General features: G+C 75.6%; 24 protein-coding genes, 1 tRNA gene, 1 pseudogene and 1 riboswitch. Of the genes and pseudogenes, 20 read left to right on the forward strand and 6 right to left on the reverse strand.

All coding sequences use genetic code 11. The features are described from left to right. Nucleotides 1-5 precede the first annotated feature (5 nt). Nucleotides 6-668, reverse strand: coding sequence for a histidine phosphatase family protein (locus E4P41_RS02310; RefSeq protein WP_245177056.1), 663 nt, complete (start codon nt 666-668; stop codon nt 6-8). A gap of 30 nt (nt 669-698) precedes the next feature. Between E4P41_RS02310 and E4P41_RS02315 the strand changes: the two genes are divergently transcribed. The 3 genes and pseudogenes from E4P41_RS02315 (at nt 699) to E4P41_RS02320 (ending at nt 2,601) form a co-directional block, all read left to right on the forward strand. Next, a complete protein-coding gene (locus tag E4P41_RS02315) occupies nt 699-1,487 on the forward strand; it encodes an oxidoreductase (protein WP_135139268.1) in 789 nt (262 codons plus the stop codon). A 149-nt stretch (nt 1,488-1,636) separates the two neighbouring features. Beyond that, a pseudogene (locus E4P41_RS23530) lies at nt 1,637-1,783 on the forward strand (oxidoreductase); the annotation flags it as partial. Nucleotides 1,784-1,896: 113 nt separating this feature from the next. Then, the gene (locus tag E4P41_RS02320) at nt 1,897-2,601 is read left to right on the forward strand and encodes an aldo/keto reductase (protein WP_280658928.1); all 705 of its coding nucleotides are present in this window, start codon (nt 1,897-1,899) and stop codon (nt 2,599-2,601) included. Between the two features lie 71 nt (nt 2,602-2,672). On the opposite strand, the gene E4P41_RS02325 is transcribed toward E4P41_RS02320, so the two are convergent. After that, nucleotides 2,673-3,521 (reverse strand): HAD-IB family hydrolase, encoded by an 849-nt coding sequence (locus E4P41_RS02325; RefSeq protein ID WP_135139269.1) that lies wholly within the window; start codon nt 3,519-3,521, stop codon nt 2,673-2,675. A gap of 127 nt (nt 3,522-3,648) precedes the next feature. Here E4P41_RS02325 and ssd point away from each other — a divergent pair, with 127 nt between their 5' ends. From ssd to E4P41_RS02345, 4 genes are all read left to right on the forward strand, one after another. Further along, nucleotides 3,649-4,746 carry a septum site-determining protein Ssd gene (gene ssd, locus E4P41_RS02330; protein WP_135139270.1) on the forward strand — a complete coding sequence of 366 codons (1,098 nt, stop codon included), beginning with the start codon at nt 3,649-3,651 and terminating at the stop codon, nt 4,744-4,746. A 73-nt stretch (nt 4,747-4,819) separates the two neighbouring features. Next, a complete protein-coding gene (locus E4P41_RS02335; protein ID WP_135139271.1) occupies nt 4,820-5,959 on the forward strand; it encodes a TadA family conjugal transfer-associated ATPase in 1,140 nt (379 codons plus the stop codon). After that, entirely contained in the window at nt 5,956-6,744 is a 789-nt protein-coding gene (locus E4P41_RS02340; protein WP_135139272.1) for a pilus assembly protein TadB, read from the forward strand. The genes E4P41_RS02335 and E4P41_RS02340 overlap by 4 nt, the downstream gene beginning before the upstream one ends. Before the next feature lie 13 nt (nt 6,745-6,757). Then, nucleotides 6,758-7,480 carry a type II secretion system F family protein gene (locus tag E4P41_RS02345; protein WP_135139273.1) on the forward strand — a complete coding sequence of 241 codons (723 nt, stop codon included), beginning with the start codon at nt 6,758-6,760 and terminating at the stop codon, nt 7,478-7,480. Nucleotides 7,481-7,541: 61 nt separating this feature from the next. Here E4P41_RS02345 and E4P41_RS02350 read toward each other — a convergent pair whose 3' ends face one another. After that, nucleotides 7,542-8,681, reverse strand: a complete 1,140-nt coding sequence (locus E4P41_RS02350; RefSeq protein WP_245177057.1) for a homoserine O-acetyltransferase — start codon at nt 8,679-8,681, stop codon at nt 7,542-7,544. Between the two features lie 2 nt (nt 8,682-8,683). Next, on the reverse strand, nt 8,684-9,976 hold the full coding sequence (locus E4P41_RS02355) for a bifunctional o-acetylhomoserine/o-acetylserine sulfhydrylase (protein ID WP_135139274.1): 1,293 nt from the start codon (nt 9,974-9,976) through the stop codon (nt 8,684-8,686). Nucleotides 9,977-10,018: 42 nt separating this feature from the next. Beyond that, nucleotides 10,019-10,134, reverse strand: a riboswitch (SAM riboswitch). A gap of 246 nt (nt 10,135-10,380) precedes the next feature. On the opposite strand from E4P41_RS02355, the gene E4P41_RS02360 reads away from it, so the two are divergent. From E4P41_RS02360 to E4P41_RS02370, 3 genes are all read left to right on the forward strand, one after another. Then, the gene (locus E4P41_RS02360) at nt 10,381-10,653 is read left to right on the forward strand and encodes a DUF4244 domain-containing protein (protein ID WP_135139275.1); all 273 of its coding nucleotides are present in this window, start codon (nt 10,381-10,383) and stop codon (nt 10,651-10,653) included. Between the two features lie 71 nt (nt 10,654-10,724). After that, nucleotides 10,725-11,075 (forward strand): TadE family type IV pilus minor pilin, encoded by a 351-nt coding sequence (locus E4P41_RS02365; protein WP_135139276.1) that lies wholly within the window; start codon nt 10,725-10,727, stop codon nt 11,073-11,075. Then, complete coding sequence (locus E4P41_RS02370) at nt 11,072-11,464, forward strand: Rv3654c family TadE-like protein (protein ID WP_135139277.1); 393 nt, start codon at nt 11,072-11,074, stop codon at nt 11,462-11,464. Before E4P41_RS02365 ends, E4P41_RS02370 begins: the two co-directional genes overlap by 4 nt. 150 nt (nt 11,465-11,614) lie before the next feature. Here the strand turns inward: E4P41_RS02370 and E4P41_RS02375 are convergent, their stop codons facing one another. Then, on the reverse strand, nt 11,615-14,134 hold the full coding sequence (locus tag E4P41_RS02375) for a DEAD/DEAH box helicase (RefSeq protein WP_135139278.1): 2,520 nt from the start codon (nt 14,132-14,134) through the stop codon (nt 11,615-11,617). 278 nt (nt 14,135-14,412) lie between these two features. Here E4P41_RS02375 and E4P41_RS02380 point away from each other — a divergent pair, with 278 nt between their 5' ends. The 5 genes from E4P41_RS02380 (at nt 14,413) to E4P41_RS02400 (ending at nt 22,492) form a co-directional block, all read left to right on the forward strand. Then, nucleotides 14,413-16,671: a sodium-translocating pyrophosphatase gene (locus tag E4P41_RS02380; RefSeq protein WP_135139279.1), complete on the forward strand. Its 2,259-nt coding sequence runs from the start codon at nt 14,413-14,415 to the stop codon at nt 16,669-16,671. A gap of 172 nt (nt 16,672-16,843) precedes the next feature. After that, nucleotides 16,844-17,161, forward strand: coding sequence for a hypothetical protein (locus tag E4P41_RS02385; RefSeq protein WP_135139280.1), 318 nt, complete (start codon nt 16,844-16,846; stop codon nt 17,159-17,161). After that, nucleotides 17,158-18,678, forward strand: coding sequence for an alpha/beta hydrolase (locus E4P41_RS02390; RefSeq protein WP_135139281.1), 1,521 nt, complete (start codon nt 17,158-17,160; stop codon nt 18,676-18,678). The genes E4P41_RS02385 and E4P41_RS02390 overlap by 4 nt, the downstream gene beginning before the upstream one ends. A 192-nt stretch (nt 18,679-18,870) precedes the next feature. Further along, nucleotides 18,871-21,720, forward strand: a complete 2,850-nt coding sequence (topA, locus tag E4P41_RS02395) for a type I DNA topoisomerase (protein ID WP_135139282.1) — start codon at nt 18,871-18,873, stop codon at nt 21,718-21,720. 7 nt (nt 21,721-21,727) lie between these two features. Next, nucleotides 21,728-22,492 carry a class I SAM-dependent methyltransferase gene (locus E4P41_RS02400; RefSeq protein ID WP_135139283.1) on the forward strand — a complete coding sequence of 255 codons (765 nt, stop codon included), beginning with the start codon at nt 21,728-21,730 and terminating at the stop codon, nt 22,490-22,492. Here E4P41_RS02400 and E4P41_RS02405 read toward each other — a convergent pair. Continuing rightward, on the reverse strand, nt 22,471-23,268 hold the full coding sequence (locus E4P41_RS02405; protein WP_135139284.1) for a trans-aconitate 2-methyltransferase: 798 nt from the start codon (nt 23,266-23,268) through the stop codon (nt 22,471-22,473). The two genes, E4P41_RS02400 and E4P41_RS02405, sit on opposite strands and share 22 nt — an antisense overlap. Nucleotides 23,269-23,372: 104 nt before the next feature. Between E4P41_RS02405 and tmk the strand changes: the two genes are divergently transcribed. From tmk to E4P41_RS22550, 5 genes are all read left to right on the forward strand, one after another. Then, entirely contained in the window at nt 23,373-24,050 is a 678-nt protein-coding gene (gene tmk / locus E4P41_RS02410; protein ID WP_135139285.1) for a dTMP kinase, read from the forward strand. Then, complete coding sequence (locus tag E4P41_RS02415) at nt 24,047-25,207, forward strand: DNA polymerase III subunit delta' (protein WP_135139286.1); 1,161 nt, start codon at nt 24,047-24,049, stop codon at nt 25,205-25,207. Before tmk ends, E4P41_RS02415 begins: the two co-directional genes overlap by 4 nt. Before the next feature lie 157 nt (nt 25,208-25,364). After that, nucleotides 25,365-25,437 (forward strand) — tRNA-Thr (locus E4P41_RS02420). Between the two features lie 93 nt (nt 25,438-25,530). Beyond that, nucleotides 25,531-26,082 carry a class I SAM-dependent methyltransferase gene (locus E4P41_RS02425; RefSeq protein ID WP_209307491.1) on the forward strand — a complete coding sequence of 184 codons (552 nt, stop codon included), beginning with the start codon at nt 25,531-25,533 and terminating at the stop codon, nt 26,080-26,082. Continuing rightward, complete coding sequence (locus E4P41_RS22550) at nt 26,043-26,273, forward strand: hypothetical protein (RefSeq protein ID WP_209307492.1); 231 nt, start codon at nt 26,043-26,045, stop codon at nt 26,271-26,273. The genes E4P41_RS02425 and E4P41_RS22550 overlap by 40 nt, the downstream gene beginning before the upstream one ends. Nucleotides 26,274-26,346: the final 73 nt, after the last annotated feature.

Raw genomic sequence — 26,346 nt, forward strand, 5'->3', positions numbered from 1 at the left:
AGCGGTCACAGCACCAGCTCGAGCCGCGTCACCGTCCCGTTGTGCGGCGTCACCGCCGGCATCGCGTCCGGTCCGAGCCCGGCGGCGACCGCCCGCGCGGCCCGGATCGTGTCGCCGTGCGTCACCAGTGCGATCACGTCGGCCGGCGGCTCGCTGCAGAGGTGCTTCAGGTAGGCGCCGACGCGGGCGTGCAGCTCGGCCAGGCTCTCACCGCCCTGCGCCGCCCAGTGCGGATCGGTCCAGTCGACGACGTCCCACAGCTCGCGCGACGGCCGCCCCTCCAGCACGCCGTAGCCCTGCTCCCGGAGGGCGGACGTGGTGGTCACCGCGAGCCCGGTCGCGCGGGCGCAGTGCTCGGCGGTCTGCACCGCACGGCGCAGGTCGCTGGAGAGGAGGGCGCCGGGCTGCAGCGACGCCAGCTCGCGCGCGGCTCCGGCGGCCTGGGCGTGCCCGAGCTCGGTCAGCGGCACGTGCGCGGTCTGGCCCTGCATGAGCCCCGCGGCGTTCCACTCGCTCTGCCCGTGGCGGACGAGCAGCAGGGTCAGGGGCCGGGCCATGGTGGCAGGCAGCGTAGCCAGCGTGCCGCCGGTCACCGCGGGCCGCCTCGTACGGTCGTCGATGGTGAGCGAGCGTGCGAGCTCGCCCGTGCACTCGGCAGCGTTGGTCACCAGACCGACGAGCGTCAGCGAGGAGGACTCGTGAGCATCCCCGTGCGCCCCGGCGCCGCCCGTCCGACGGCCCGCCCGGCCGGTGCCGACCCGCTGGCCCCGCTGCTCGACCTCCCCGGGGTGCGGGACGCCGCCGAGGGCGCCCGCGCCGGGATCGACCGGCTGCTGCGGCACCGGCTGATGCGCAACCGGTCGGCGGAGGTCAGCACCGAGTCGGCGCTGCACGGCGCCCGTGCGTCCGCGGCCCTCGAGGGCGTCGACGTCCCGCTGGCCGACATGCGCGCGGGGCAGGTCGACGACCCGGTCGTGCAGGGCTCGCTGCGCACCTCGGTCGCCCTGGGCTCGATGGTGGAGACCTGGTCCAAGGCGCCCGGCCAGGTGCTGGCGAGGCTGCACGTGCTGGCCGCCGCCGACCTCGTCGACCGCGCCGGCCTCGGCCGCCCGGGCGCGCACGCCGGACCGCGGCTCGGTGGACTGTTCTCCCTGGTCACCGGGGACAGCGCGGTCCCGGCCGTCGTCCTGGCCGCGGTCGTGCACGGCGAGCTGGCCGCCGTGGCGCCCTTCGGCACCGCCGACGGCATCGTCGCCCGCGCGGCGGCCCGGCTCACCGGAATCGCCCGCGGGCTGGACCCCAAGGCCGTGTCCGTGCCCGAGGTCGGCTTCGCCGAGCTGGGCCGCGAGGAGTACGCCCGCGCGCTGGCCGGATACGCCTCCGGGCGACCCGACGGCGTGGCCGCGTGGCTGGTGCACTGCTGCCGCGCCACCGAGCACGGGGCGCTCGAGGGGCTGGCGATCGCCGAGAGCCTGCTGCGCGGCTGAGCGATGACACCGTCGTCCTGCCGGACGACACCGCGGCCACGTGCCGTCCCCGGCCGGCGCTGAGCCGTTGCTCGTGTCCCGGTCGGGAGACCCTCGGGAACGCACTCCTCGGGACAGCCACTCCGGGCCTGAGCGAGCAGACTGGCGTCGTGCGCACTCTCGACGCCGACGCGCTCGGTGCGGTCAGCCGGGTCGGCCTGGGCACCTGGCAGTTCGGCTCCCGCGAGTGGGGCTACGGCGACGCCTACGCCTCGGGGGAGGCCCGGGCGATCGTCCGGCGGGCCCGCGAGCTGGGCGTCACCCTCTTCGACACCGCGGAGGTCCACGGCTTCGGCCGCAGCGAGCGGATCCTCGGGGGGCCCTGGGCGAGGAACGGGCGGACGTCGTCGTCGCCACCAAGGTCTTCCCGGTGGCCCCGTTCCGGCCGGTGGTCCGCAACCGGCTGGCCGGCAGCGCCCGCCGTCTGGGCCTGCAGCGCGTGCCGCTCTACCAGGTGCACCAGCCCAACCCGCTGGTGCCGGACTCGGTGACCATGCCCGGGATGCTGCACCTGCTCGACAACGGCCGCATCGGCGCGGTCGGTGTCTCCAACTACTCGCTCGCGCGGTGGCAGGCGGCCGACGCCGCCCTCGGCCGACCGGTCGTCAGCAACCAGGTGCACTTCTCCCTGGCCGCGCCCGGTGCGCTGGAGGACCTGGTGCCCTTCGCCGAGCGTGAGGGCCGCATCGTCATGGCCTACAGCCCGCTGGCCCAGGGCCTGCTCGGTGGCCGCTACGGCGTCGACGACCGGCCCGGCGGCGTCCGCGCGGCCAACCCGCTGTTCGGCACCGAGAACCTGCGCCGCGCCCAGCCGCTGCTCGACGTCCTCCGGGAGGTCGCCGCGATCTACGACGCCGCGCCCGCCCAGATCGCGCTGGCGTGGCTGATCTCTCTGCCCCGGGTGGTGATCCCCGGCGCGTCGAGCGTCGCGCAGGTCGAGGCCAACGCGGCCGCCGCGGACATCACCCTCCGACCGGAGGAGCAGGCGGCGCTCACCGCGGCAGCACGGGCGTTCCGGCCGGTGTCGGCGGTGCGCACCCTGGCGCAGCGGGTGCGGGAGCGCCTGCCGCTGTGAGGGGCTGGAACGGCCCCGCTGCAGGGTCCCGCGCCGAGCTTGCGAGGCGTGGGGGGTAGCGGGGTCCTTCTTCAGGCACCCCGGCGGCGCCGGCGTCCGCTCAGCGGCGCCGGTGCCGACGGCACCGCGGCGACCTCCCGCAGCACGCGTCGGCGGGCGTACCAGGTCAGACCCACGACCGCGGCGCCGACCCCCATCGCGGCACCGGTCATCACCGGCGTGCTCGGGATCGGGAAGCGGGAGCGCATGGTGACCGGCCGGTTGAACCCCAGCACCGGCCAGCCGTGCTCGGCAGCGGCGCGGCGCAGGGCACGGTCGGGGTTGACGGCGGTCGGGTGCCCGACCACCTCGAGCATCGGCAGGTCGGTGATCGAGTCGCTGTAGGCGTAGCAGTCGGCCAGGTCGTAGCCGCTCTCGGCCGCCACCTCCCGGACGGCGACCGCCTTGTTCTCCCCGTAGGCGTAGAAGTCGATCTCGCCGGTGTACCGGCCCTCGACGGTCACCATGCGGGTGGCGACCACGCGGTCCACGCCGAGCATCTCGCCGATCGGCTCGACCATCTCGGCCCCACTGCTGGAGACGATGACGATCTCCCGGCCGGCCGCCCGGTGCTCCTCGATCAGGTCGGCGGCCTCGGCGTAGACCAGCGGTTCGACGATGTCGTGCAGCGTCTCGCGCAGGATGTCGCGCACCGTGGCGACGTCCCACCCGGTGCACATCTGGGTGATCTGCGCCCGCATGCGCTCCATCTGCTGAGCGTCGGCGCCCGCGAGGGAGAAGACGAACTGCGCGTAGGCGCCCTTGAGGACGGCGCGCCGGTTGATCAGCCCGCCCTGGAAGAACGGACGGCCGAAGGCCAGGGTGCTGGACTTGGCGATGACCGTCTTGTCCAGGTCGAAGAACGCCGCTGCGCGGGTCACGGTTCACGACTGTAGGTGGACCGGCCGACAGTGACCTGTCCCACTGCGCCGTCCACACCCGTTCGGGTCATCCACAGATCCCGCCCATCCCTCCCGGCACAGCAGTCCACGCGCTGGGCTGACGGGCGTGTCCGCTCTCCGGTCCCTCCCCGCCCGCCCGCTCGTCGCCAGTGCCGACGAGGACCTCCTCGACGACCTGCTGCGGCTGCTGGCCGCGGCAGGGGCCGAGCCGGAGGTCGCCACGGGCGGTCCGGCGCTGCGTCGCGCCCACCGGGAGGCGCCGCTGGTCCTGCTCGGTGCCGACGTCCTCGGCTCGGCGCCCGTCCAGGTCCTGCCCCGCCGCCCCGGCGTGGTCGTCGTCGCACCGGGGGAGCCGCAGGCCGCCGTCTGGGCGGCCGCGGTGGAGCGGGGTGCCGAGCGGGTGGCGGTCCTACCCGCGGAGGAGGGCTGGCTGGTGTCCCGGGTGGCGTCCGCGCTGCGCCGTCCGGTCGACCGCGGCCGGCTGGTGGCCGTCGGCGGCAGCTGCGGCGGCGCCGGGGTGAGCACGCTGGCGGCGGCGCTGGCGCTGACCGCCGCGCGGGGCGGGGACGGCGTCCTGCTCGTCGACACCGACGGGTGGGGCGGCGGGCTGGATCTGCTGCTGGGAGCCGAGCGCGAGGAGGGGCTGCGCTGGCCCGAGCTGGCCGGGCTGCGCGGCCGGGTGGCCGGCGACGCGCTCATGGCCGCGCTCCCGGAGGTCAGCGGTGTCTCCGTGCTCGCCGCCTCGCGGTCCGCGCCGGGAGAGGTGCCGGTGGAGGCGGTGACCGCAGTGGTCGAGGCCGTGCGGGCGGGCGGGTGGCCGGTGGTCGTCGACCTTCCCCGGACAGCGGGCCCGGAGGCCGCCGGGGCGGTGCTGGCCGAGGCCGACCTCGCGGTGCTCGTCGTGCCCGCCCGCCTCCGGGCCGCGTCGGCCGCCCGCCTGCTGGTCGAGCCGCCTGCCGACGGCCGGCCCACCCCCTGGTCGCCGGCGCAGCTGGTGGTCCGGCCGGTGCCCGGCGGACTGTCCGCCGGCGAGGTCGCCGACGTCGTCGGCCGGCCGCTGCTGGGCGAGCTGGGGCACGACCGCACCGCAGTGCCCCGCGGTGAGCAGGGCAGGCCGCCGCAGGTGGCGAGCCGCTCACCGCTGGGCGCACTGGCCCGCAGGCTGCTGACCGAGCTGACCCGGGCCGACGGGGCCGCGGCATGAGGGAGCTGGCGAGCTCACGCATGGACACAGCGGCGCCGCGAACGCGGCCGACGAGCGCAAACGGGGAGGGCTCGTGACCGGGGCTCTCGTCGACCGGGTTCGTGCGCGTCTGGTGCTCGAGCCGGGGGTCCCGACGCGGGCCGTGGTCGCCGCGCTCGTGCGGGAGGAGTCCGGCGGGCTGCTCGGCGACGACGACGTCCTGCGGGCCGTACGCGACGCGGTGGACGAACTGGCCGGGGCCGGCCCACTGGAGCCGCTGTTGCGGGAGCCCGGGGTGAGTGACGTCCTGGTCAACGGCCCCGGCGAGGTGTGGGTCGACCGCGGTGGTGGCCTCGAGCGCACGCCGGTGCGGTTCCCGGACGAGGACGCGGTGCGCCGCCTCGCCGTCCGCCTCGCCGCTGCGGCCGGACGGCGGCTCGACGACGCCGCGCCGTGGGTGGACGCCGGGCTGCCCGACGGCACCCGGCTCCACGCGGTGCTGCCGCCGGTGTCGGGCGGCGGGACGTGCCTGTCGCTACGGGTGCTGCGCCGGGCGTCGCTGTCCTTCTCCGACCTGGCCGCGCGCGGTGCGTTCCCCGGGGTGTCCGGCGAGCTGCTGCGCGCGCTGGTCACCCGGCGGCTGGCGTTCCTGGTCACCGGCGGCACCGGGTCGGGCAAGACGACGCTGCTGTCGGCGCTCCTCGGCCTCGTCCCGCCGGGGGAGCGGCTCGTGCTGTGCGAGGACGCCCCGGAGCTGGTGCCGGCGCATCCGCACGTCGTCCGGCTGGCCACCCGGCCGGCCAACGTGGAGGGCGTCGGCGAGGTGACGCTGCGCGACCTGGTGCGCCAGGCGCTGCGGATGCGGCCGGACCGGCTGGTCGTGGGCGAGGTGCGCGGCGCGGAGGTCACCGACCTGCTCACCGCCCTCAACACCGGGCACGACGGCGGCTGCGGCACGCTGCACGCCAACCGGCCGGCCGAGGTGCCGGCGCGGCTGGAGGCGCTCGGTGTGGCCGCCGGCCTGGACCGGCCGGCGGTGCACAGCCAGACGGCCGCGGCCCTGGCGGCGGTGGTGCACCTGCGCCGCACGCCGTCGGGACGGCGGGTCGAGGAGATCGGCGTGGTCCGCCGCGCCGGCGACCTCGTCGTCGTGGAGGCGGGGTGGCGGGCCGACGGCGGTCCGTGCCCGGCCGCCGAGCGCCTGGCGGAGCTGCTGTCGACGGGGCCCGGGTGACCGGCGGGCTGGTGCTCCTCGCCGCCGCCCTGCTGTCGTGGCCGGGGCGCTCGGCTCTCCGGCGTGACCGCCGGCGGTCGGTGACCCGGCGAGCGGACGTCCGCACCCGTCCGGCCGCCAGGGTCCCGCTCCCGGTCCTCGCCGCCGTAGCGACCACCGCGGTCGTCGCCCTGCTCAGCACCCCGCTCGTCGCGGCCCTCGCCGGTGGCTGCGCGGCACTCGCCGCCCGCACCGAGCAGCGCCGCCGGGCGGATCTCCGGCAGGAGACGCGGCTGGCCGTCCTCGTCGAGGCGCTGGCCGCGCTGGATGCGGAGCTGCGCAGCGGGCGCTCGCTGGACGAGGCGACCCGGGCCGCTGTCGGCGCCTGCGCCGACGACGACAGCGGCCGGGCGCTGGCCCGAGCGGTGCGGGCACCGGAGGGTGAGCCGACCGACGACGGCGACGAGGTCGGCCGGGCACTGGGCCGGGTGGCGGCGGCCGCGCGGCTCAGCTCGCGCACCGGCTGCTCACTGGCCGCCGTCGTGGGAGCGGTGGAGGACGACCTGCGCGCGCGGTCCCGGCGGCGGCTGGAGCTGCGGTCGGCCACCGCCGGGTCGCGGGCGAGCACGGCCCTGCTCGCCGGGCTGCCGGTGCTGGGGCTGGTGATGGGCGGCGGGGTCGGAGCCGACCCGTGGGGTGTGCTGACGACCACCGCCACCGGGCAGGTGCTGCTCGTCGCCGGCGTCGCGCTGGAGGTTGCCGGGCTGGCGTGGTCGGCTTGGCTGGTCCGTCGGGCCGTGCGGTGACGGGGGCCGCACGGTGAGCGCCGCGGGAGCCCTGCTGCTGGCGGCTGCGCTGCTCTGCTGGCCGGCGTGTCCACCGGTGGCCGCCCGCGCCCGGTGGCTGGTCGACCAGGACGGCCGAGTCCGCTCGGGACCACGGGCGGGCTCCGCCGACGCGCGCCGACGGTGGCTGCTGGCCGGCGCGGCCGGGCTGGCCGCCGCGCTCCTGGTCGGCGGAGGGACCGGGATCGTGCTGGCCGGCCTGGTCGCGGTGGGCGGTGACCGACTGCTGCGCCGGAGCGGTCGGGAGGACGCGCGGGTCGGACCGGCTCCGGAGGCGGACCTGCCGGTGGCCTGCGACCTGCTCGCGGTCTGCCTGGACGCGGGGCTGCCGGTGGGCGGTGCGCTCGGCGCGGTGTCCACGGCCCTGCCCGGCCCGCTCGGACCGGAACTGGCCACGGTGGCCGGCCTGTACCGGCTGGGCGCCTCGCCTCGCCGGGCGTGGTCCGACGTCCCGGCCGAGCTGGGCGTCCTGGGCCGGGTCCTGGTCCGCGCCGGGGAGTCCGGCTCCACCGCCGTCCCGGCGCTGCGGTCGCTGGCCGCCGATGCACGTGCCGAGGAGCGCAGCCGCGCCGACGCCGCCGTCCGCCGGGCGGGGGTGTGGGTGCTGGCCCCGCTGGGCGCCTGCTTCCTGCCGGCCTTCCTCTGCCTGGGCGTGGTACCGCTCGTGCTGGGCATCGCGGCGGACGTCTTCGGTTGAGTCCTGTCGACCCCGCCGTCCTCGACCGACTCGCCGACGATGCGCCGCACAGAGTGCGGGATCAGTCGGCGAGCAGCCGGCGCAGCAGGGCGCCGACGGCGTCGACCTCGATGAGGAACGCATCGTGCCCGTACGGGGACTCGATGACGTGCAGCGGTACGCCGAGCGCGTCGGCGACCCGCTGCTGCTGGGCGAGGGGGTACAGCCGGTCGGTGTCGACGCCGGCCACCAGCGCCCGGGCGGTGACCCGGGACAGCGCGGCCTCGACTCCGCCGCGGTCCCGGCCCACGTCCCAGGAGTTCATCACCTCGGTCAGCAGCACGTAGCTGCCCGCGTCGAACCGGCGGCCCAGCTTGTCGGCGTGGTGGTCGAGGTAGGAGGCGACGGCGTAGCGGCCGTCGGGCTGCACCGCCGTGCCGAAACGCGTGTCGAGCTCGACGGCACTGCGGTAGCTGAGGTGGGCGATCCGGCGGGCGATGCCGAGACCGGCGACCGGACCCCGGGACGGCAGGTAGTCGCCGCCGGCCCAGGCCGGATCGGTGCGGATGGCCGCCTGTTGCGTGGTCTGGGTGCCGATCTGGTCGGCGCTGGCCACCGCCCCGGAGGCGAGGAAGAACAGCGACTCGACGCGATCGGGCAAGGCGACCGCCCACTCCAGTGCGCGCATGCCGCCCATCGAGCCACCGGCCACGCAGGCCCAGCTCGTGACCCCGAGGGCGTCGGCGAGCGCCGCCTCCACCCGGACCTGGTCACCCACCGTCACCTGCGGGAACCGGGACCCCCAGAAGCCGCCGTCGGAGGCGAGCGACGACGGACCGGTGGTGCCCTGGCAGCCGCCGAGGACATTGGCGCAGACCACGAAGAAGCGGTCGGTGTCCAGCGCTGAGCCCGGCCCGACCAGGCCCGACCACCAGCCCGGGGTCGGGTGCCCCGGCCCCGCCGGGCCCGTGACGTGGCTGTCCCCGGTCAGTGCGTGCTCGACCAGCACCGCGTTGCGGCCGTCGGCTGCGAGGGTGCCCCAGGTCTCGTAGGCCACCCGGACCGCGGGCAGCGACCCGCCGCGTTCCAAGCGGAACGGGCCGTCCAGGTCCAGAAAGCGCCGGTCGCCGACCGGGTCGCCGTCGCGCCAGCCACCGGGGTGCGGCGGGGGCCAGGACAGCGTCGGGGCAGTCCCGACCCCGCCGTCCCGGACCCCGCCCACGCTCAGGCCTCCTTGGCGGCGCGGAAGCCGGCCTCCAGGTCGGCGAGGATGTCCTCGACGCCCTCCAGGCCGACGGCCAGCCGGACCAGCCCGGGGGTGACGCCGGTGGTCAGCTGCTCCTCCGGGGTCAGCTGGGAGTGCGTCGTCGACGCGGGGTGGATGACCAGCGAGCGGACGTCGCCGATGTTGGCCACGTGGCTGTGCAGCTCGAGGGCTTCCACGAACCGCTTGCCCGCCTCCATCCCGCCGTGCAGCTCGAAGGTGAGGACCGCACCGGCGCCGCGCGGGGCGTACTTCTGCTGTGCCGCATGCCACGGCGACGACGGCAGCCCCGGGTAGTTCACCCGCTCCACGGCGTCGTGCGCCTCGAGATACTCGGCCACCCGCTGCGTGTTGGACACGTGCCGCTCCATGCGCAGCGACAGCGTCTCGATGCCCTGCACGACGAGGAACGCGTTGAACGGGGAGATCGCCGGGCCGAGGTCGCGCAGCAGCTGGACCCGGGCCTTGAGCGCGAACGCGGGTGCACCGAGGTCGGCGTAGACCACGCCGTGGTAGGTCGGGTCGGGCGCGGTGAAGCCGCGGAACCGGTCACTGCGCCAGTCGAACCGGCCGCCGTCGACGATGAGCCCCGCGATCGCCGTGCCGTGGCCGCCGAGGTACTTGGTCGCGGAGTGGACGACGACGTCGGCACCGGACTCCAGCGGGCGGACGAGGTAGGGCGTGGCGACCGTGTTGTCGACGACCAGCGGCACGCCGTTGCGGCGCGCCACCCCGGCCACGGCCTCGATGTCGAGGATGTCGCCCTTGGGGTTGCCGATCGACTCGCCGAAGAAGGCCTTGGTGTTCTCCCGGACCAGCGACTGCCAGTTCTCCGGGTCGTCGGGGTCCTCCACGAAGGACACCGTGACGCCCAGCTTGGGCAGCGAGTGGTGCAGCAGGTTGTACGTGCCGCCGTACAGCGAGGCCGAGGCGACGACGTGGTCGCCGGCCTCCGCCACGTTGAGCAGCGCCAGCGTCGTCGCCGACTGCCCGCTGGCCACGGCCAGCGCGGCGACGCCGCCCTCCAGCGAGGCGACCCGCTGCTCGAGCGCGTCCTGCGTCGGGTTCATGATCCGCGTGTAGATGTTGCCCGGCTCGGCCAGCGAGAACAGGTCCGCGGCGTGCTGGGTGTCGCGGAACTGGTAGGCCGTCGTCGCGTAGATCGGCAGCGCCCGGGCGCCGGTGGCGGGGTCGGGGCTGGTGCCGGCGTGGATCTGCCGGGTCTCGAAGCTCCAGCTCTGCGGGTCGGTCATGCGCCGGTCTCCCTTCGCTCGCGGAGACCCGCGGCGCACGGGAATCCGTCCTTGCCGGTCGGCGGTCGCCGTACGGCCGGCTCTTCCCCTGGAGCACCTCAGACGGAGTAGAGGTTGCCGCGCAGCCAGCCAGGTGCTTATCGCTGCCTCTCGGGAGCCTTGCCGTGATGCTAACGACTCGGTGGCCGACAGCGGACCGGGGCCATGGGTCGGCCGCCGGCACCGTGCACGGTCGGATCCGCGGCCGATCGAACACCTGAGCTCCTCGCTCGGGTGCCGGCGCGGCCGGTGTCCACAGCCGGCGGCGGCGTCCACAGATCGCGTCGGTGCCTGTGGCCGGCCCCCACGCGCCGGGAGGGTCGGACCCACGGCCCGGGAGTCGGGCCCGACACCGAGGAGACACCGTGACCGTTCCCTGCCAGACCTCTCGCGACGGCGAGTTGCCGTCCGAGGACGGCGACGTCCCGGCCCAGGACGCACCGGCGGCCGGCGGCCTGCGGGTGCGCTGGGCCCGCGTGCGGGCGACCGGGGAGGCCGGGATGAGCACCGCTGAGTACGCGGTGGGCACCGTGGCGGCCTGCGCCTTCGCCGCGGTCCTCTACCGGGTGGTCACCGGCGGCTCGGTCGTCGACGCGCTCGGCGCCCTCGTCGCCGACGCGCTCGCCACCCTCTCCTGACCGTGTGGCCAGCCCTCCGTGGAGGTGGTCGGGCGGCCGGCTCCCGGACCGGTGCCCGTGGCGAGGCCGGCATGGTCACCGCGGAGACCGCGGTGGTGCTACCCGTGCTGCTCCTCGTGCTCGCGGGCGCGGTGGCGGCGGTGACCGTCGTGGGGGCGCAGCTGCGCTGCGTCGACGCTGCCCGCGAGGGGGCCCGGGCCGCCGCGCGGGGCGAGGACACGGCGGTGGTGACCGCCGTCGCCGCTCGGGCCGCGCCCGCGCGGGCGGTGACCACGGTGGCCGCCGACGGGGCCACGGTCACCGTCACCGTCGTGGCCGAGGTGGCACCGCTGGGCCCGGTGCCCCTCCGGGTGCCGGTCTCGGCGTCCGCCGTGGCCCAGCGCGAGCCGGGCAGTGCGGAGGCCGGAGGAGCGGCCGGGTGACGCGCCGGCACCGGCTGGCCGGGGAACGGGGGGCGGCCACGGTGTGGGTCGTCGCCCTGTCCGGGGTCCTCGCCGCGATCGGGGTGGCCACGGTCCTCGTCGGGTCGGCGGTGGTCGGCCGGCACCGGGCCACCGGCGCCGCCGATCTCGCCGCCCTGGCCGCGGCCGAGCACGCCGTCCGCGGCGACCCGCGGGCGTGTGCGGTCGCGGAGGAGGTGGCCGGCGCCAACGGGGCCCGGCTGACCGGCTGCACGGTCGGCGGCGGGGCGGTCGTCGAGGTCGCCGTCGCGGTGCCGGTCCGGCTCGGCCCGCTGGGGGTCAGCTCCGCCGAGGCCACGGCGCGCGCCGGCCCGGTGCTGCCGATGGCCCCGTCCCGGGCCCCGCCCTGAGAATCCATGGCCTGGTCCAGGCCGCCTCGACGGATGAGAGTCCCGGTGGATTCTCCTCACAGAAGCCATGGCCCCTGCGGGCGCCTCGAACGATGGGAATCGCCGATTTCCATTACAGCGTGCGAAGGGCGGGGAGGACGGGGTCCTCCTTCAGAAGACCAGGTCGTCCTCGGCCGCGGGTGGTTCCGCGTCGAGGCCGTCCGCCCGCGACGTCCCCCGGCGCACCTCGGCGGCCGGCCCTCCCCTCCGGTCGGCGTCCTCCTCGGCGGTCCCGCCGGCCGCCTCGGCGGCGGCCAGTTCGTCGAGGACGACGTCGAGCAGGCGCACCGCACCGGCCTTGTCCAGCGGGTCGTTGCCGTTGCCGCATTTGGGCGACTGCACGCAGGACGGGCAGCCGCTCTCGCACTCGCAGCTGGCCACCGTCGCCCGGGTGGCCTGCAGCCAGCGTCGCAGCACGGCGAACCCCCGCTCGGCGAAGCCCGCGCCGCCGGGGTGCCCGTCGTACACGACGATCGTGGCCGCGCCGGTGTCGGGGTGCAGTGCGGTCGAGACCCCGCCGAGGTCCCAGCGGTCGCAGGTCGCCAGCAGCGGGAGGATGCCGATCGCGGCGTGTTCGGCGGCGTGCAGGGAGCCGGGCAGCGCGACATCGTCCACCTCGGCGCGGGCCAGGGCACGCTCGTCGAGGGTCAGCCACACCGCGCGGGTGCGCAGCTGCCGGGCCGGCAGGTCCAGGGGGAACTCGGCCAGGACCTCGCCGGTCCCGAGCCGGCGGCGCTGGTAGGCCACCACCTGGTTGGTCACGTCGACGACCCCGGTGTGTGCCGTGACCGTGCCCAGTGACCGCGACCGGTCGGTGGCGACGACGGCGAGGTCGGTGACGTCCCGCGCCACCGTCGTCCATTCGGGGCTCTCGGGGTGGACCACCGCGACGGCGTCGTCGACGCAGAACTCGTCGACGACGTAGGTCTCGCCCCGGTGGACGTACAGCGCACCGGTGTGCACGGTCGCGTGTGCGGCGTCGCCGTCGACCGTGCCGAGCAGCCGCCCGGTGTCTCCCTCGACGATGGTCACCGGCGCCAGGCCGCTGCCCCGGATGTCGACGTCCGGCCGGCCCCGCCCGGCCCAGTACCAGCCGGTGGGACGGCGGCGCAGCAGCCCCTCGGCGACCAGCTCCTCGACCCGCCCTTCCGCAGCCGCGCTGCCGAAGTCGGCCAGGTCCGCGGGGACCAGGGGGAGCTCCGCGGCCGCGCAGCACAGCTGCGGACCCAGCACGTAGGGGTTCGTCGGATCGGTGACGGTCGCCTCGATCGGCCGCCCGAACACCGCCCGCGGGTGGTGGGCCAGGTAGTGGTCGAGCGGGTCGTCGCGGGCGACGAAGACCACCAGCGACTCCCGTTGCGCCCGTCCCGCGCGGCCGGCCTGCTGCCACAGCGATGCCAGCGTCCCGGGATAGCCGGCCAGCACGACCGCGTCCAGACCGGCGATGTCGATGCCCAGCTCGAGGGCGTTCGTGGTGGCCACGCCGAGCAGTTGCCCGGCGGACAGGGCCTGTTCCAGCTCGCGCCGCTCCTCGGGCAGGTAGCCGCCACGGTAGGAGTCCACCCGGCGGGCCAGGTCGGCGCGGCCGCGGTCGACCAGGACGTGACGGGCCTGCTCGGCGACCGACTCCGCGCTGCGCCGCGACCGGACGAACGCCAGCGTGCGGGCTCCCCGCTCGACCAGGTCGGCCAGCAGCGTGGCCGCATCCGCGGCGGCCGACCGGCGCAGCGGAGCGCCGTGCTCCCCGGTGCGCTCGGTCAGCGGCGGCTCCCACAGGGCGAACGTCGCGCCCGGCCGGGGCGAGCCGTCGTCGGTCACGGCGACGACCGGGGCGCCGACCAGCCGGGTCGCTGCCGCGGCCGGCTCGGCGACCGTGGCCGAGGCCAGGAGGAACACCGGCTCGGCGCCGTAGCGGCGGCAGATCCGCCGCAGTCGGCGCAGCACGTGGCCGACGTGGGACCCGAAGACGCCGCGGTAGGCGTGGCACTCGTCGACGATGACGTAGGTCAGCCGGCGCAGCGTGCTCGACCACCGCTGGTGGGCCGGCAGCACGCCGCGGTGGAGCATGTCGGGGTTGGTGACGATCCAGCGCGAGTGCCGCCGGACCCACTCCCGCTCCTCCATGGGCGTGTCGCCGTCGTAGGCGGCCGGGCGCACCGACGGGTCGGCCAACTCCGCCACCGACGCCAGCTGGTCGCGGGCCAGGGCCTTGGTCGGCGCCAGGTACAGGACGCAGGCCCGTGGGTCCTCGGCCAGCCGGGTCAGCGCCGGTAGCTGGTAGGCAAGCGACTTGCCCGACGCCGTCCCGGTGGCCACGACGACGTGCGAGCCGTCGCGGGCCAGCTGCGCGGCCTCGACCTGGTGCCGCCACGGCGCACGGACGCCGCAGGCCTCGAGTCGTTCGCGCAGCTGCGGGTCCACCCACCCCGGCCACGGCAGGGTGTGGCTCCGCCGCACCGGCATCCGGTGCACGTGGGTGATCGGCTGTTCCTCCTCGGGGATTCCGGTGAGGACGGCGGCCAGCAGGTCGGCCCCCGGCAGCGGCGCACCGGCGGGGGAGGGCGACCCACCCGGGGGAAGAGGGTCCGTGCCGGGAGGGGGAGCCGACCGGACCGGGTGGAGCGTGGTCACGCAATCTCCTCGCTGGCGCTCGTCGACCGCGCGCCCACGGGTGCTGTGTCTCTGGGTGACCTCGCGAGCTCGGCCACCTCCCCACTGTCACACCTCCCGACGACGTCCTGCCGGGCTCGTCCGCGGAAATCCGACGTCCCGTGGGACTACCGGTACAGGGTGTGATCTCCCTTACACTCACGCGACGCCAGCCGTGCGGGCCCGTACGGCTGGACGCGTACCTCCGCCGACCGGAGCGCAGGTGTGCCCCGGGGGCAGCCGACCGCTGGGAGGAACACATGTCGGACAGCGCACTCTCCGGTGGGGACGTGGTCCTGGTCACCGTCGTCCTCGTCGTCTCGCTCGCCGCCCTCGCCTTCGCCGCGTACCTGGTCCGCGCCGTCATGGCTGCGGAGCAGGGCACGCCGACGATGCGTGACATCGCGAAGGCGGTGCAGGAGGGTGCCGCGGCGTACCTGCGCAGACAGTTCCGCACCCTCGGCGTCTTCGCCGTCATCGTCTTCCTGCTCCTGCTGGTGCTTCCCGTTCACGACGGCGGCTGGGGGACCCGGATCGGTCGGGCGCTGTTCTTCCTGGTCGGGGCGCTGTTCTCGGCGATGGTCGGCTTCATCGGGATGACCCTGGCCACCCGCGGCAACGTCCGCGTGGCCGCCGCTGCGCGCAGCGGCGGCTACCGGCCGGCCTTCCGTCTCGCGTACCGCACCGGGGGCGTCTGCGGGATGATCACCGTCGGCCTGGGCCTGTTCGGTGCGGCCCTGGCGCTGTTGCTGTTCGACGAGACCGCGCCCGTCGTGCTCGAGGGCTTCGGCTTCGGCGGGGCGCTGCTGGCCATGTTCATGCGGGTCGGTGGCGGCATCTTCACCAAGGCCGCCGACGTCGGCGCAGACCTGGTCGGCAAGGTCGAGGCCGGTATCCCCGAGGACGACCCCCGCAATGCGGCCACCATCGCCGACAACGTGGGCGACAACGTGGGGGACTGCGCCGGCATGGCCGCCGACCTGTTCGAGTCCTACGCGGTCACCCTGGTCGCCGCCCTCATCCTCGGTCAGGTCTTCTTCGGCGCGGTCGGCATGGTCTTCCCCCTCACGGTCGCCGCGATCGGCGTGGTCGCCTCGGTCGTCGGCATCCTGGCCAGCAACCCCGGCAAGGGCGACGCGAGCGGCCTGGCGCCGATCAACCGTGGCTTCTTCGTCTCCGCGGTCGTCTCCCTCGTCCTCGTCGCCGCGGCCTCCTTCACCGTGCTGCCCGAGGTCGCCGACGTTCCCGACAGCGTGGTCAGCCCCCAGGTTCTCGGCTTCGTCGCGGTGCTCGTCGGCATCGTGCTGGCCGCTGCCATCCAGCTGCTCACCGGCTACTTCACCGAGACCAGCCGCAAGCCGGTGCAGGAGGTCGGCCGCAGCTCGTTGACCGGCCCGGCGACGGTCATCCTCTCCGGCATCTCGCTCGGCCTGGAGTCCGCGGTGTACGCCGCGCTGCTGATCGGCGGCGCGGTCTACGGCGCCTTCCTGATCGGCGGCGGCGCGGCGCTCTACGCGGTGGCGCTCGCCGGCTGCGGCCTGCTGACGACGGCCGGCGTCATCGTCTCGATGGACACCTTCGGCCCGGTCAGCGACAACGCGCAGGGCATCGCCGAGATGTCCGGCGACATCGACGAGGACGGCGCCCGCGTGCTCACCGACCTCGACGCGGTCGGCAACACCACCAAGGCGATCACCAAGGGCATCGCGATCGCCACCGCCGTCCTCGCCGCGACGGCGCTCTTCGGCTCCTACAACGAGCAGGTGCGCGTCGCCCTGGACGGCGCCGATCTGGGGGAGGCCTTCAGCCTGGTCGACCCGAGCAACGTCGTGGGTGCGGTGCTGGGTGCTGCCGTGGTGTTCCTCTTCTCCGGGCTGGCGATCAACGCCGTCTCCCGCGCGGCCGGGCGGGTGGTCTTCGAGGTGCGCGAGCAGTTCCGCACCCGGCCGGGGATCATGAACTTCACCGAGCGGCCGGACTACAGCCGGGTCGTCGACATCTGCACCAAGGACTCGCTGCGCGAGCTGGCCACCCCCGGCCTGCTCGCCGTCCTGGCCCCGGTGGCGGTCGGCTTCGGGCTCGGCTTCGGACCGCTCGCGGCCTACCTGGTCGGGGCCATCGCGGCCGGCACTCTCATGGCGGTGTTCCTCGCCAACTCCGGCGGCGCCTGGGACAACGCCAAGAAAATGGTGGAGGACGGCGCGTACGGCGGGAAGGGCAGCGAGGCGCACGCCGCCACGGTCATCGGGGACACCGTCGGCGACCCGTTCAAGGACACCGCGGGCCCGGCGATCAACCCGCTGATCAAGGTCATGAACCTGGTGGCGCTGCTCATCGCCCCGGCCGTGGTGGGCATGTCGGTGGGAGAGGACCAGAACACCGTCGCCCGCATCGTGATCGCGGTGGTCGCGGCGCTGATCATCGTCGGTGCGGTAGTGGTCTCCAAGCGCCGCTCGGTGGTCGTGGGCAGTGCGGCCACCGACAGCACGACCAGCTCGCTGACGACCACCGCTCCCTGACCGCACGTCGGGATCCTCCGGCCGGCCGAGCTCCGGCCGGGGGCCCGGAGCCGGGTTGTGGACGGCGGCCACGGGTGTGGACGGGTCTCCCGGGATCGAGGGGCGGCGGCCTTAGCGTCCCGGCCGCGCCGGTCCCACCGCGGGCCCGGTCCAGACGCCGGGAGGTCCTGTCGTGTCCGTGACCATCGCCGCCCAGCTCGACGCCATAGAGGTGTTGGCCGACGAGCTGGCCGGCCTCGCCGCCGAGCTCACCGGCGAGGCCGAGCTGTGCCGGTCCACCGCCGTCTCCCTGGGGACGGCGGTGAGCGGGGAGGCCGGGGAGCGGGCCGGCACCGCAGGCTCGGGCTGGGCCACCGCCCTCGACCTGCTGGGTCAGCAGACCGGAGCGCTGGCTGCCACACTGTCCGCCGCGGTCGACTCCTACCGCCTCGCGGACGCAACGCTCGCCGACCGGGTGCTCGCCCGGCGTCACCGCCCGGCCGCCTGGTGAGCGCCCCGACGCTGACCGCGGTCGCCTCGTGGGACATCCCCCTGCTGCGCGGCGCAGTCTGGACCCTCGACGCGGTGGCCGACCGGCTGCCGGCCTGGCGGGCTCGGATGGAGGCCGTCGGGCGGTCGCTGGGCGACGCCGACTGCTGGTACGGACCGGCCGCGCAGTCGGCCGGTGCCGCGCTCGTCGAGGTCTCCACGGTCGCGACGGCAGTGACCGCGGCACTGGCCGAGTCGCTGGAGCACGCGCAGCGCCTGCTGGCCGAGGGAGAGGCAGCGCAGGAGCTCGCCGAGCAGGCCCTCGCGACTGCCGCGGCGGTCCCGGTCGTCCTCGACGGCGCCGGACGGCTGGCCGGTCCGCTGCCGGTGGGCCCCGTCACCGGTGTCCATGCCGGTGACACCGCTGACGCACTGCGCGCCGAGGGCTTCGCCACCGACGCGATGGCGGCCGGGCAGCGGGCGGCACTCGCCGCGACCGAGGCGGCGAACGCCCTCACCGGACTGGGTGTCGGTGGAGCACTCGCACCAGCGACCTTCGAGGACCTGTCGTGGCTGGTGGCCGTAGCCGGCTCGACCGTATTCCTGCCATGTCCACCGACGGGGGGCGACCCGGCCGCGGTGGCCGGGTGGTGGGCGACCCTGTCGACGGCCCAGCGGAATGGCGCGATACGCGCTGACCCCAGCCGGGTCGGTGGGCTCGAGGGGCTGCCTGCCTGGGCTCGTGACCAGGCGAACCGGTTGACCCTCGGCCGGGTGCTGGCAGACGAGTCCGCGCCCGGGCGCGCGGTCGCCGTCTCGGTGGCGGCGGAGATCGGCAGCGAGGAGGCGGAGGGCCAGGAGGCGCAGCTCTACCAGTTCCAGCCGGAGGAGGGGCTGGTCGCCGTGGCCGTAGGGGACCTGGACACCGCGGACCACGTGGCGCTGCTCGTGCCCGGCACCGGCAACGACCCGGTCGAGGACCTGGACGACCTCATGGGTGACGCGGCCGCCGTCGGGGACGCGGCGAGGGCTGCGGCTCCGACGGCCGCGGTCGCGACGATCGCGTGGATGGGCTACCGGCCACCGTCGAACCTGGCCACGGCACCCAGCCCGCACCATTCCTGGCCCGGCGGCCGGGCGCTGGACGCGACGTTGGACGGGCTGGCGTCGGCGCGGGTGGGTACTCCGGGAGGACGTCCGCACACCACCCTCATCGGGCACAGCTACGGCACCCTCGTCATCGATCGAGCGGCGGACGAACGGGGTCGGCTGGCTGCCCACGACGTGGTCCTGCTCGGCAGTCCGGGGATGGACAACCGAGCTTCCGAGCTCGAGGTCGAGCGTGTGTACGAGGCCTCGGCGCCGGCCGACCCGATCACCTGGGGCGAGTTCCACGGAGAGCAGACGTGGGAGGACTCCTTCGGTGCCATCGAGCTGCCGACCGACCCGGTGATGATGCACTGGGAGTACTACGACGAGTGGTTCCCGACGCGGGCGGCGATCGGCGAGGTGGTGGCCGGCGTGCGGGAGCCGGCGTGAGCTGACGGGTCCGGGAACACACGGCCGCCCGTGGCCATTGCAGCGGGTGACGGCGCGCCCACGGTGGGTCGCCACCCGGCTCTCGCTCGGCACGGTGGCCTACCGTGACGTGGCCGGCGCGTACGGGCAGCAACCGCGTCGTCCGGCGCCGGACCACCGGCGCCTGCACCGAGCACCACCGACAGGAGCACCGTGGCACCCACGAAGACCGCGAACGACGGCACCCGGACCGCCGGGGGCACCAGCACCCCTGCCCGCCGCCGGACCGCCGCGACCGGCGCCGGCCGCCCGCTGGTCATCGTGGAGTCCCCGACCAAGGCGAACAAGATCGCCGGATACCTCGGCAACGGCTACGTCGTCGAGGCCAGCGTCGGGCACATCCGCGACCTGCCGCGCAACGCCGCGGACGTGCCGGCCGAGCACAAGGGCGCCCCGTGGGCGCGGCTCGGGGTGGACGTCGACAACGCGTTCGAGCCGCTCTACGTCATCAGCCCCGACCGCAAGCAGCAGGTCAGCCGGCTCAAGCAGCTGATGAAGGACGCCAGCGAGGTCTATCTCGCCACCGATGAGGATCGCGAGGGCGAGGCCATCGCCTGGCACCTGGTGGACACGCTCAAGCCGCGCGTGCCGGTGCGCCGCATGGTCTTCCACGAGATCACTCCGGAGGCGATCGCCCGCGCCGTGGCCAACCCGCGGGAGCTGGACGCCGCGCTGGTCGACGCGCAGGAGACCCGCCGCATCCTCGACCGGCTCTACGGTTACGAGGTCAGCCCCGTGCTGTGGAAGAAGGTGCTGCCCAAGCTCTCGGCCGGCCGGGTGCAATCGGTGGCCACCCGGATCGTCGTCGAGCGGGAACGGGAGCGGATGGCCTTCCGGTCGGCCGAGTACTGGTCGCTGGAGGGCACCTTCGCCGTCGGCGAGCAGCGCAGCGCCACCGACGAGGGCGAGCCGACCACCCTGCGCGCGCGGCTGGTCAGCGTGGACGACAGCCGGGTGGCGACCGGCCGCGACTTCGACTCCGCGACCGGCCGGGTGACCGGCGAGGTGGTGCACCTCGACGAGGCCGGTGCCCGGGGTCTGGCCGCCCGGCTCGAGGGCCGGCAGGTCACCGTCAGCCGGGTCGACGAGAAGCCCTACCGGCGGCGTCCCTACGCGCCGTTCACCACCTCGACGCTGCAGATGGAGGCCGGGCGCAAGCTCGGTTGGTCCTCGGCGCAGGTGATGCGGGTGGCCCAGCGGCTGTACGAGAACGGCCACATCACCTACATGCGGACCGACTCGACGAACCTGTCGAGCGAGGCGATCAACGCCGCGCGCACCCAGGCCCGCGAGCTCTACGGCGACGCCTACGTCCCCGCCGAGGCGCGCCGCTACGCCAAGAAGGCCAAGGGTGCCCAGGAGGCGCACGAGGCGGTCCGGCCCGCCGGTGACAGCTTCCGCACCCCCGGCCAGCTCGCCGGCCAGCTCGCCCGCGACGAGTTCCGGCTCTACGAGCTGATCTGGCAGCGCACCATCGCCTCGCAGATGGCCGACGCCGTCGGGCAGAGCGTGAGCATCCGGCTGGCCGGGCGCAGCAGCACCGACGAGGCCGTCGAGTTCACCGCCAGCGGGCGCACCATCACCTTCCCCGGGTTCCTCCGTGCCTACGTCGAGTCGCGGGACGAGGGGGCTTCGGGCGACGACGACCACGGCAGCGACGACGCCGAGCGCCGGCTGCCGCGGGTCGAGCGCGGCCAGCAGCTCGACACCCAGGAGCTCGAGGCCAAGGGGCACACGACGACCCCGCCGTCCCGCTACACCGAGCCGAGCCTGGTCGCGCGGCTGGAGGAACTCGGCATCGGCCGGCCGTCCACGTACGCGTCGATCATGCAGACGATCCAGGACCGCGGGTACGTCTGGAAGAAGGGCTCCGCACTGGTGCCCTCCTTCGTCGCCTTCGCCGTGGTGAACCTCCTCGAGCAGCACTTCGGCGCGCTGGTGGACTACGACTTCACCGCCTCGCTGGAGAACGAGCTCGACGAGATCGCGAGCGGCGAGCTGGGCCGGGTCGACTGGCTCACCGAGTTCTACTTCGGCGGCGAGGGCCGGCACGCCGGCGGCATCGCCGCCTCGGGCGGGCTCAAGCAGGTCATCGGCCAGCAGCTGGAGGAGATCGACGCCCGCGGGGTCAACTCCATCCCGCTGCAGGCCACCGGGCCGGGCGGCGAGCCGGTCGTCGTCCGGGTCGGGCGCTACGGGCCCTACCTGCAGGTCGGCGGCGAGGACGGTCCCCGCGTCAGCCTCCCCGAGGATCTCCCGCCCGACGAGCTGACCCAGGCGAAGGTCGAGGAGCTGCTCGCCGCGCCGTCCGGCGACCGCGAGCTGGGCACCGACCCGGAGTCCGGCCTGCCGATCGTGGTCAAGGCCGGTCGGTACGGGCCGTACGTGACCACCGTGGTGCCCGAGGGCAGCAAGGAGGCCCCGCGGACGGCGAGCCTGTTCTCGTCGATGGCACCCGAGACGGTCACCCTCGACGACGCGCTGAAGCTGCTGACCCTGCCGCGCACGGTCGGGACGGCGCCGGACGGTGAGGAGATCCAGGCGCTCAACGGCCGCTACGGGCCCTACCTGAAGAAGGGCAGCGACTCGCGGTCGCTGGAGGCCGAGGACCGGCTGTTCACCGTCACCCTCGACGAGGCGCTGGCGATCTTCGCCCAGCCCAAGCAGCGGGGACGTCGGGCCGCGGCGGCCCCGCTCAAGGAGCTCGGTGCCGACCCGGTCAGCCAGGGCACGGTGACCGTCCGCGAGGGCCGCTTCGGCCCCTACGTGACCGACGGCGAGACCAACGCCAGCCTGCGCAAGGGCGACGACATCGAGAGCATCACCCTCGATCGCGCCGCCGAGTTGCTGGCCGACCGGCGCGCCAACCCGAGCACGAGGAAGAAGAAGGCGACAACCAAGAAGGCCGCGGCCAAGAAGACGACCGCCAAGAAGACCGCCGCGAAGAAGACGACGGCGGCGAAGCAGGCGGCGTCGGGCAGCGACGCCGTCCCCGCCGGCTGAGGCCGCCGTGCCGAGCGGAGAGCCCGACGCGGACGCCTGGCGGCAACGGCGGACCTCGTTCGGCTCCGTCGCGGCCGGCTACGCGGCGCACCGGCCGGACTACCCGCCCGACGCCGTCGCCTTCCTGGTGGGGGAGCGCTCGCTCCGCGTCCTCGACCTGGGCGCCGGCACGGGGCTGCTCACCGGAGTCCTGCTGGCCGCCGGCCACGAGGTGGTCGCCGTCGACCCGGCCGAGCCGATGCTGGCCGAGCTGCGGGTCCGGTACCCCGAGGTGACCGCGCAGGTCGGCGACGCCGAGGCGCTCCCGTTGCCCGACGGGAGCGTGGACGCCGCCGTCGCCGGCCAGGCCGCGCACTGGTTCGACCCGGAGCCCGCCGCCCGGCAGCTGCGGCGGGTGCTGCGTCCCGGCGGCGTGGTCGGCCTGGTGTGGAACACCCGCGACGAGGAGGTCCCCTGGGTCGGCGCGCTGGGACGGGCCCTGGCAGATGAGGCGCGCGGCCACGAGGCCGACCGGGGCGTGGTGGAGGCGTTCACCCGCGCGCTGGACGCCCGGGTCGAGCACTTCCGCTCCGGGGTCGTCCAGCGGCTCAGCCCGCAGCAGGTGGTCGCCGGCATCGCCACCCGCAGCTACGTCGCCATGATGGACGACGCCCGGCGGAAGGAGTTCCTGGGGGAGGTCCGCGCGCTGCTCGCCACCCATCCGGACACCCGGAACCGTGACCTCGTCGACCTGCCCTACCGCACCGACGCCTACCGGCTGACGACAGCCTGACCCACGGCGAACACCCGCCGGAAGGGCAGCAGCGTCGTCCCGTCCGCGCGGCGCGGGTAGGCCGCACGTAGCGCCGCGGCGTACTCGGCCGTCAGCTCGGCGGCGTCGTCCTCCTCGAGCCGGGCGAGCACCGGGCGCAGCACCGTGCTGTGCACCCAGCCGAGCACCGGGTCCTCGCCGGTGAGCACGTGCAGGTAGGTGGTCTCCCACGCCTCGACGGTCAGCCCCGCCCCGGTGAGGACCTCCAGGTAGCCGGTCGGGTCGAGCACGGCGTCGTCGGCCGGGGCGGCGTCGGCCAGCGACGCCGCCCAGCGCGGCGAGCGGCACAGCTCGGCCAGCAGCGCGTGCGTCGGCGCCCGCCAGTTGCCGGGGACCTGCAGCGCCAGCCAGCCCCCAGGTGCCAGCTGGCCGGCCCACCGGCGCAGCAGCTCGACGTGACCGGGCACCCAGTGCAGGACGGCGTTGGTGACGAGGACGTCGACCGGCCGGTCGGGCCGCCAGTCGCGCACGTCGCCGGCCGCGAACTCGACCCGACCGGGGACGGCGTGGGCGGCGGCCGCGGCCAGCATGTCCGGCGAGGAGTCGACCCCGGTGACCCGCGCCCCGGGCCAGCGGGCCGCCAGTGACGCGGTCAGCGCACCCTCCCCGCAGCCCAGGTCCACCACGGTCAGCGGCTCGCGGGCGCCGACGCGGGCCAGCAGGTCGGTGAACGGCCGCGCCCGCTCGTCGCCGAACCGCAGGTAGCCGGCCGGGTCCCAGGCTCCGGTGGTGTTCACGTCCCGACCCTAGGGCCGGGCGCCCCAGGACCGTCGGTCCAGGCCGGTACCGTGGCGGGCGCTCGACCACCCACCGCCGACCCGCCCGGGAGCCCGCGATCCCCGTGTCCGCCGACGGCCCGCCCGCCCTGTCCGTCGAGGCCGCCGGTCGGCCCCGAGGGCTGTTCGTCGCGTTCGAGGGCGGCGAGGGCGCGGGCAAGTCCACCCAGGTCCGGCTGCTCTGTGACTGGCTGGCGGCGCAAGGACGCCGGGCCCGGGCCACGTGCGAGCCGGGCGGCACCCCCGAGGGCGCCGCCGTCCGGGCCATCGTCCTCGACCGGGCGCACACCGGCCTGGCCCCGCGCGCCGAGGCGCTGCTCTACGCCGCCGACCGCGCCCAGCACGCGCACGCCGTCCTGCGCCCGGCGCTGGAGGCCGGGGAGGTCGTGGTCACCGACCGCTACGTCGACAGCTCGCTGGCCTACCAGGGCGCCGGGCGCGCGATCGGTCTGGACGACGTCGCGGCGATCTCCCGCTGGGCCACCCAGGGGCTGCGGCCCGACCTCACGGTGCTGCTCGACCTGCCTCCGGAGACCGGCCTGGCCCGCGCCCGCGGACGGGCCGCCGCCGACCGGCTGGAGTCCGAGTCGATCGAGTTCCACCAGCGGGTCCGCGACACCTTCCGGGCGCTGGCCGCCGCCGCGCCCGAGCGCTACCTCGTCCTGGACGCCACCCGCTCCGTCGACGAGCTCGCCGCCGACGTCCGCGCCCGGGTCGGCACCCTGCTGGGGGAGCGGGCATGAGCGGGGTCTGGGACCGGGTCATCGGCCAGCCGGCGGTCGTCGCCGAGCTACGGGCCGCGGTGGCCGACCCGGCCGCGATGACGCACGCCTGGCTGTTCACCGGCCCGCCCGGGTCGGGCCGGTCGGTCGCCGCCCGGGCCTTCGCCGCGGCGCTGCAGTGCCCGGACGGCGGCGACGGCACCTGCCACGCCTGCCGGACGGTGGTCGCCGGAACCCACGCCGACGTGCAGACCGTCGTCCCGGAGGGGCTGTCCATCGGCGTGGCCGAGGTGCGCGAGCTGGTGCGCATCGCCGGGCGGGCGCCGTCCCAGGGCCGCTGGCAGGTGGTCCTGGTCGAGGACGCCGACCGGATGACGGAGCAGGCCTCCAACACCGTGCTGAAAATGCTCGAGGAGCCGCCGGCGCGGACGGTGTTCCTGCTCTGCGCGCCCAGCCTGCACCCCGACGACGTGCCGGTCACGATCCGCTCGCGGTGCCGGGTGGTCGGCCTGCGCACTCCTCCGGTCGATGCGGTCGCCGACGTGCTGGTCGATCGCGACGGCATCGACCCGGCGCTGGCCGCCTGGTCGGCCGCGGCCGCCGGCGGTCACGTCGGCCGGGCCCGCCACCTGGCCCGTGACGAGGACGCCCGGATGGCCCGCAAGGCGGTGCTCGACATCCCGCTGTCACTGGTCTCGCTGGCCGCCTGCCTGAACGCTGCGGACGACCTGGTGGGTGCGGCGAAGGAGGAGTCCGACCGGGCGTCGGCCGAGCTCGACGGCGCGGAGACCGAGGCGGTCAAGCAGAGCCTCGGCGTCGGCGCCCGCGGACCCGGTGTGGCCGCGGCCAGCCGCGGCGCCGGGCAGCTCAAGGAGCTGGAGAAGCGGCAGAAGTCCCGGGCCACCCGGCTGGGCCGCGACTCCCTGGACCGGGCCCTGGTCGACCTCGCCGCCCTGTACCGCGACGCGCTGGTCATCGCGGCGAGCGGGGGAGAGGCGCCGGCGCTGGCCCATCCCGACCGCCGCGCCGACGCGGAGGAGCTGGCCAGGCGGATCGGTCCGGAGGGGGCGCTGCGGCGGCTCGACGCCGTCCTGGCCTGCCGGACGGCGCTGGAGCAGAACGTGAAGCCGCAGGTCGCCGTCGAGGCGCTCACCGTCGCGCTGCGGCTCCCCGCCTGAGGACGGACCCCGTCCTCCCCACCCCTGCGAGCTCGGGGCGGGCCCCTGGACGGGGCCGCCCTCCTGGCCCTCTCGCCCGCTCGGGGACGCCAAGGAGGGGGCCGGGGGCCTGCGCCTGGCAGGTGGAGCGGTCACGTAAGCTGACTGCCGCACGTTCGCCGCCTTAGCTCAGTCGGTAGAGCATCTCACTCGTAATGAGAAGGTCGTCGGTTCGATTCCGACAGGCGGCTCGCATCCGCAGCGGTCGCGTCCAGCAGGACCGGGCCGCTGCGTCATCCGAGGACGCATGACCAGCGCCCGCCCGATCCAGCAGGATGCCGCCCGTGGACAGAGTCCTGGCCAGCGCGGTCGCGCACCGCCGGCACCCCGTCGCCGCGCCCGTCTCCGACGACAGCCTCTTCCGGCTGATCTCCCGCCTGGTGCCGCCCGGCGGGAACCGCGTGCTCGACCTCGGCTGCGGCTCCGGCGCGTGGCTGCTCCGGCTGGTGGAGGAGCACCCCGGGCTCCGGGGTGTCGGTCTCGACACGTCCGCGCCGGCGCTGGCCGCGGCTCGGAGCGAGGCAGGGCGGCGCGGGCTCACCGATCGGGTCGAGTTCGTCGGGGGCGACGCGGCGGCGTACGCGGGCAGGCCCTTCGACGTCGTCCTCTGCGTGGGCGCCACCCACGCCTTCGGCGGGCTCGCCGGGACGCTGCACGCCGTCCGCCGGCACCTGCGTCCCGGTGGCCGGGTGCCGCTCGGCGACGGCTTCTGGGAGACCGGTCCCACCCGGGGGCGCTGGCCGGACTGGGTGCGGAGCCGGGAGAGCTGCCCGACCTCGCCGGCCTGCTGGCGGTGGTGGCGGCCGCGGGCTTCGAGCCCGGCTACGGGCACCTGAGCACGACCGCCGAATGGGACGAGTACGAGTGGTGCTGGACCGGCGCGCTCACCGGATGGGCGCTGACCGAGGCACGGGACGACGACCGGGCGGCCGCTCTGGAGCTGGCCCGCACCCACCGCCGCCAGTGGCTGAAGGGCTATCGCGGCCAGCTCGGCTTCCTCACCGTCGTCCTGCACGACCTGCGCTGAACACGCCGACGGCGGTGTACCCGCGCAGGGTGCACCGCCGTCGGCGTCCGTCGTGCGCTCGGCGGCCGCTCGG

The organism is Geodermatophilus sp. DF01-2 (assembly GCF_004571065.1).
Taxonomy (GTDB): domain Bacteria; phylum Actinomycetota; class Actinomycetes; order Mycobacteriales; family Geodermatophilaceae; genus Geodermatophilus.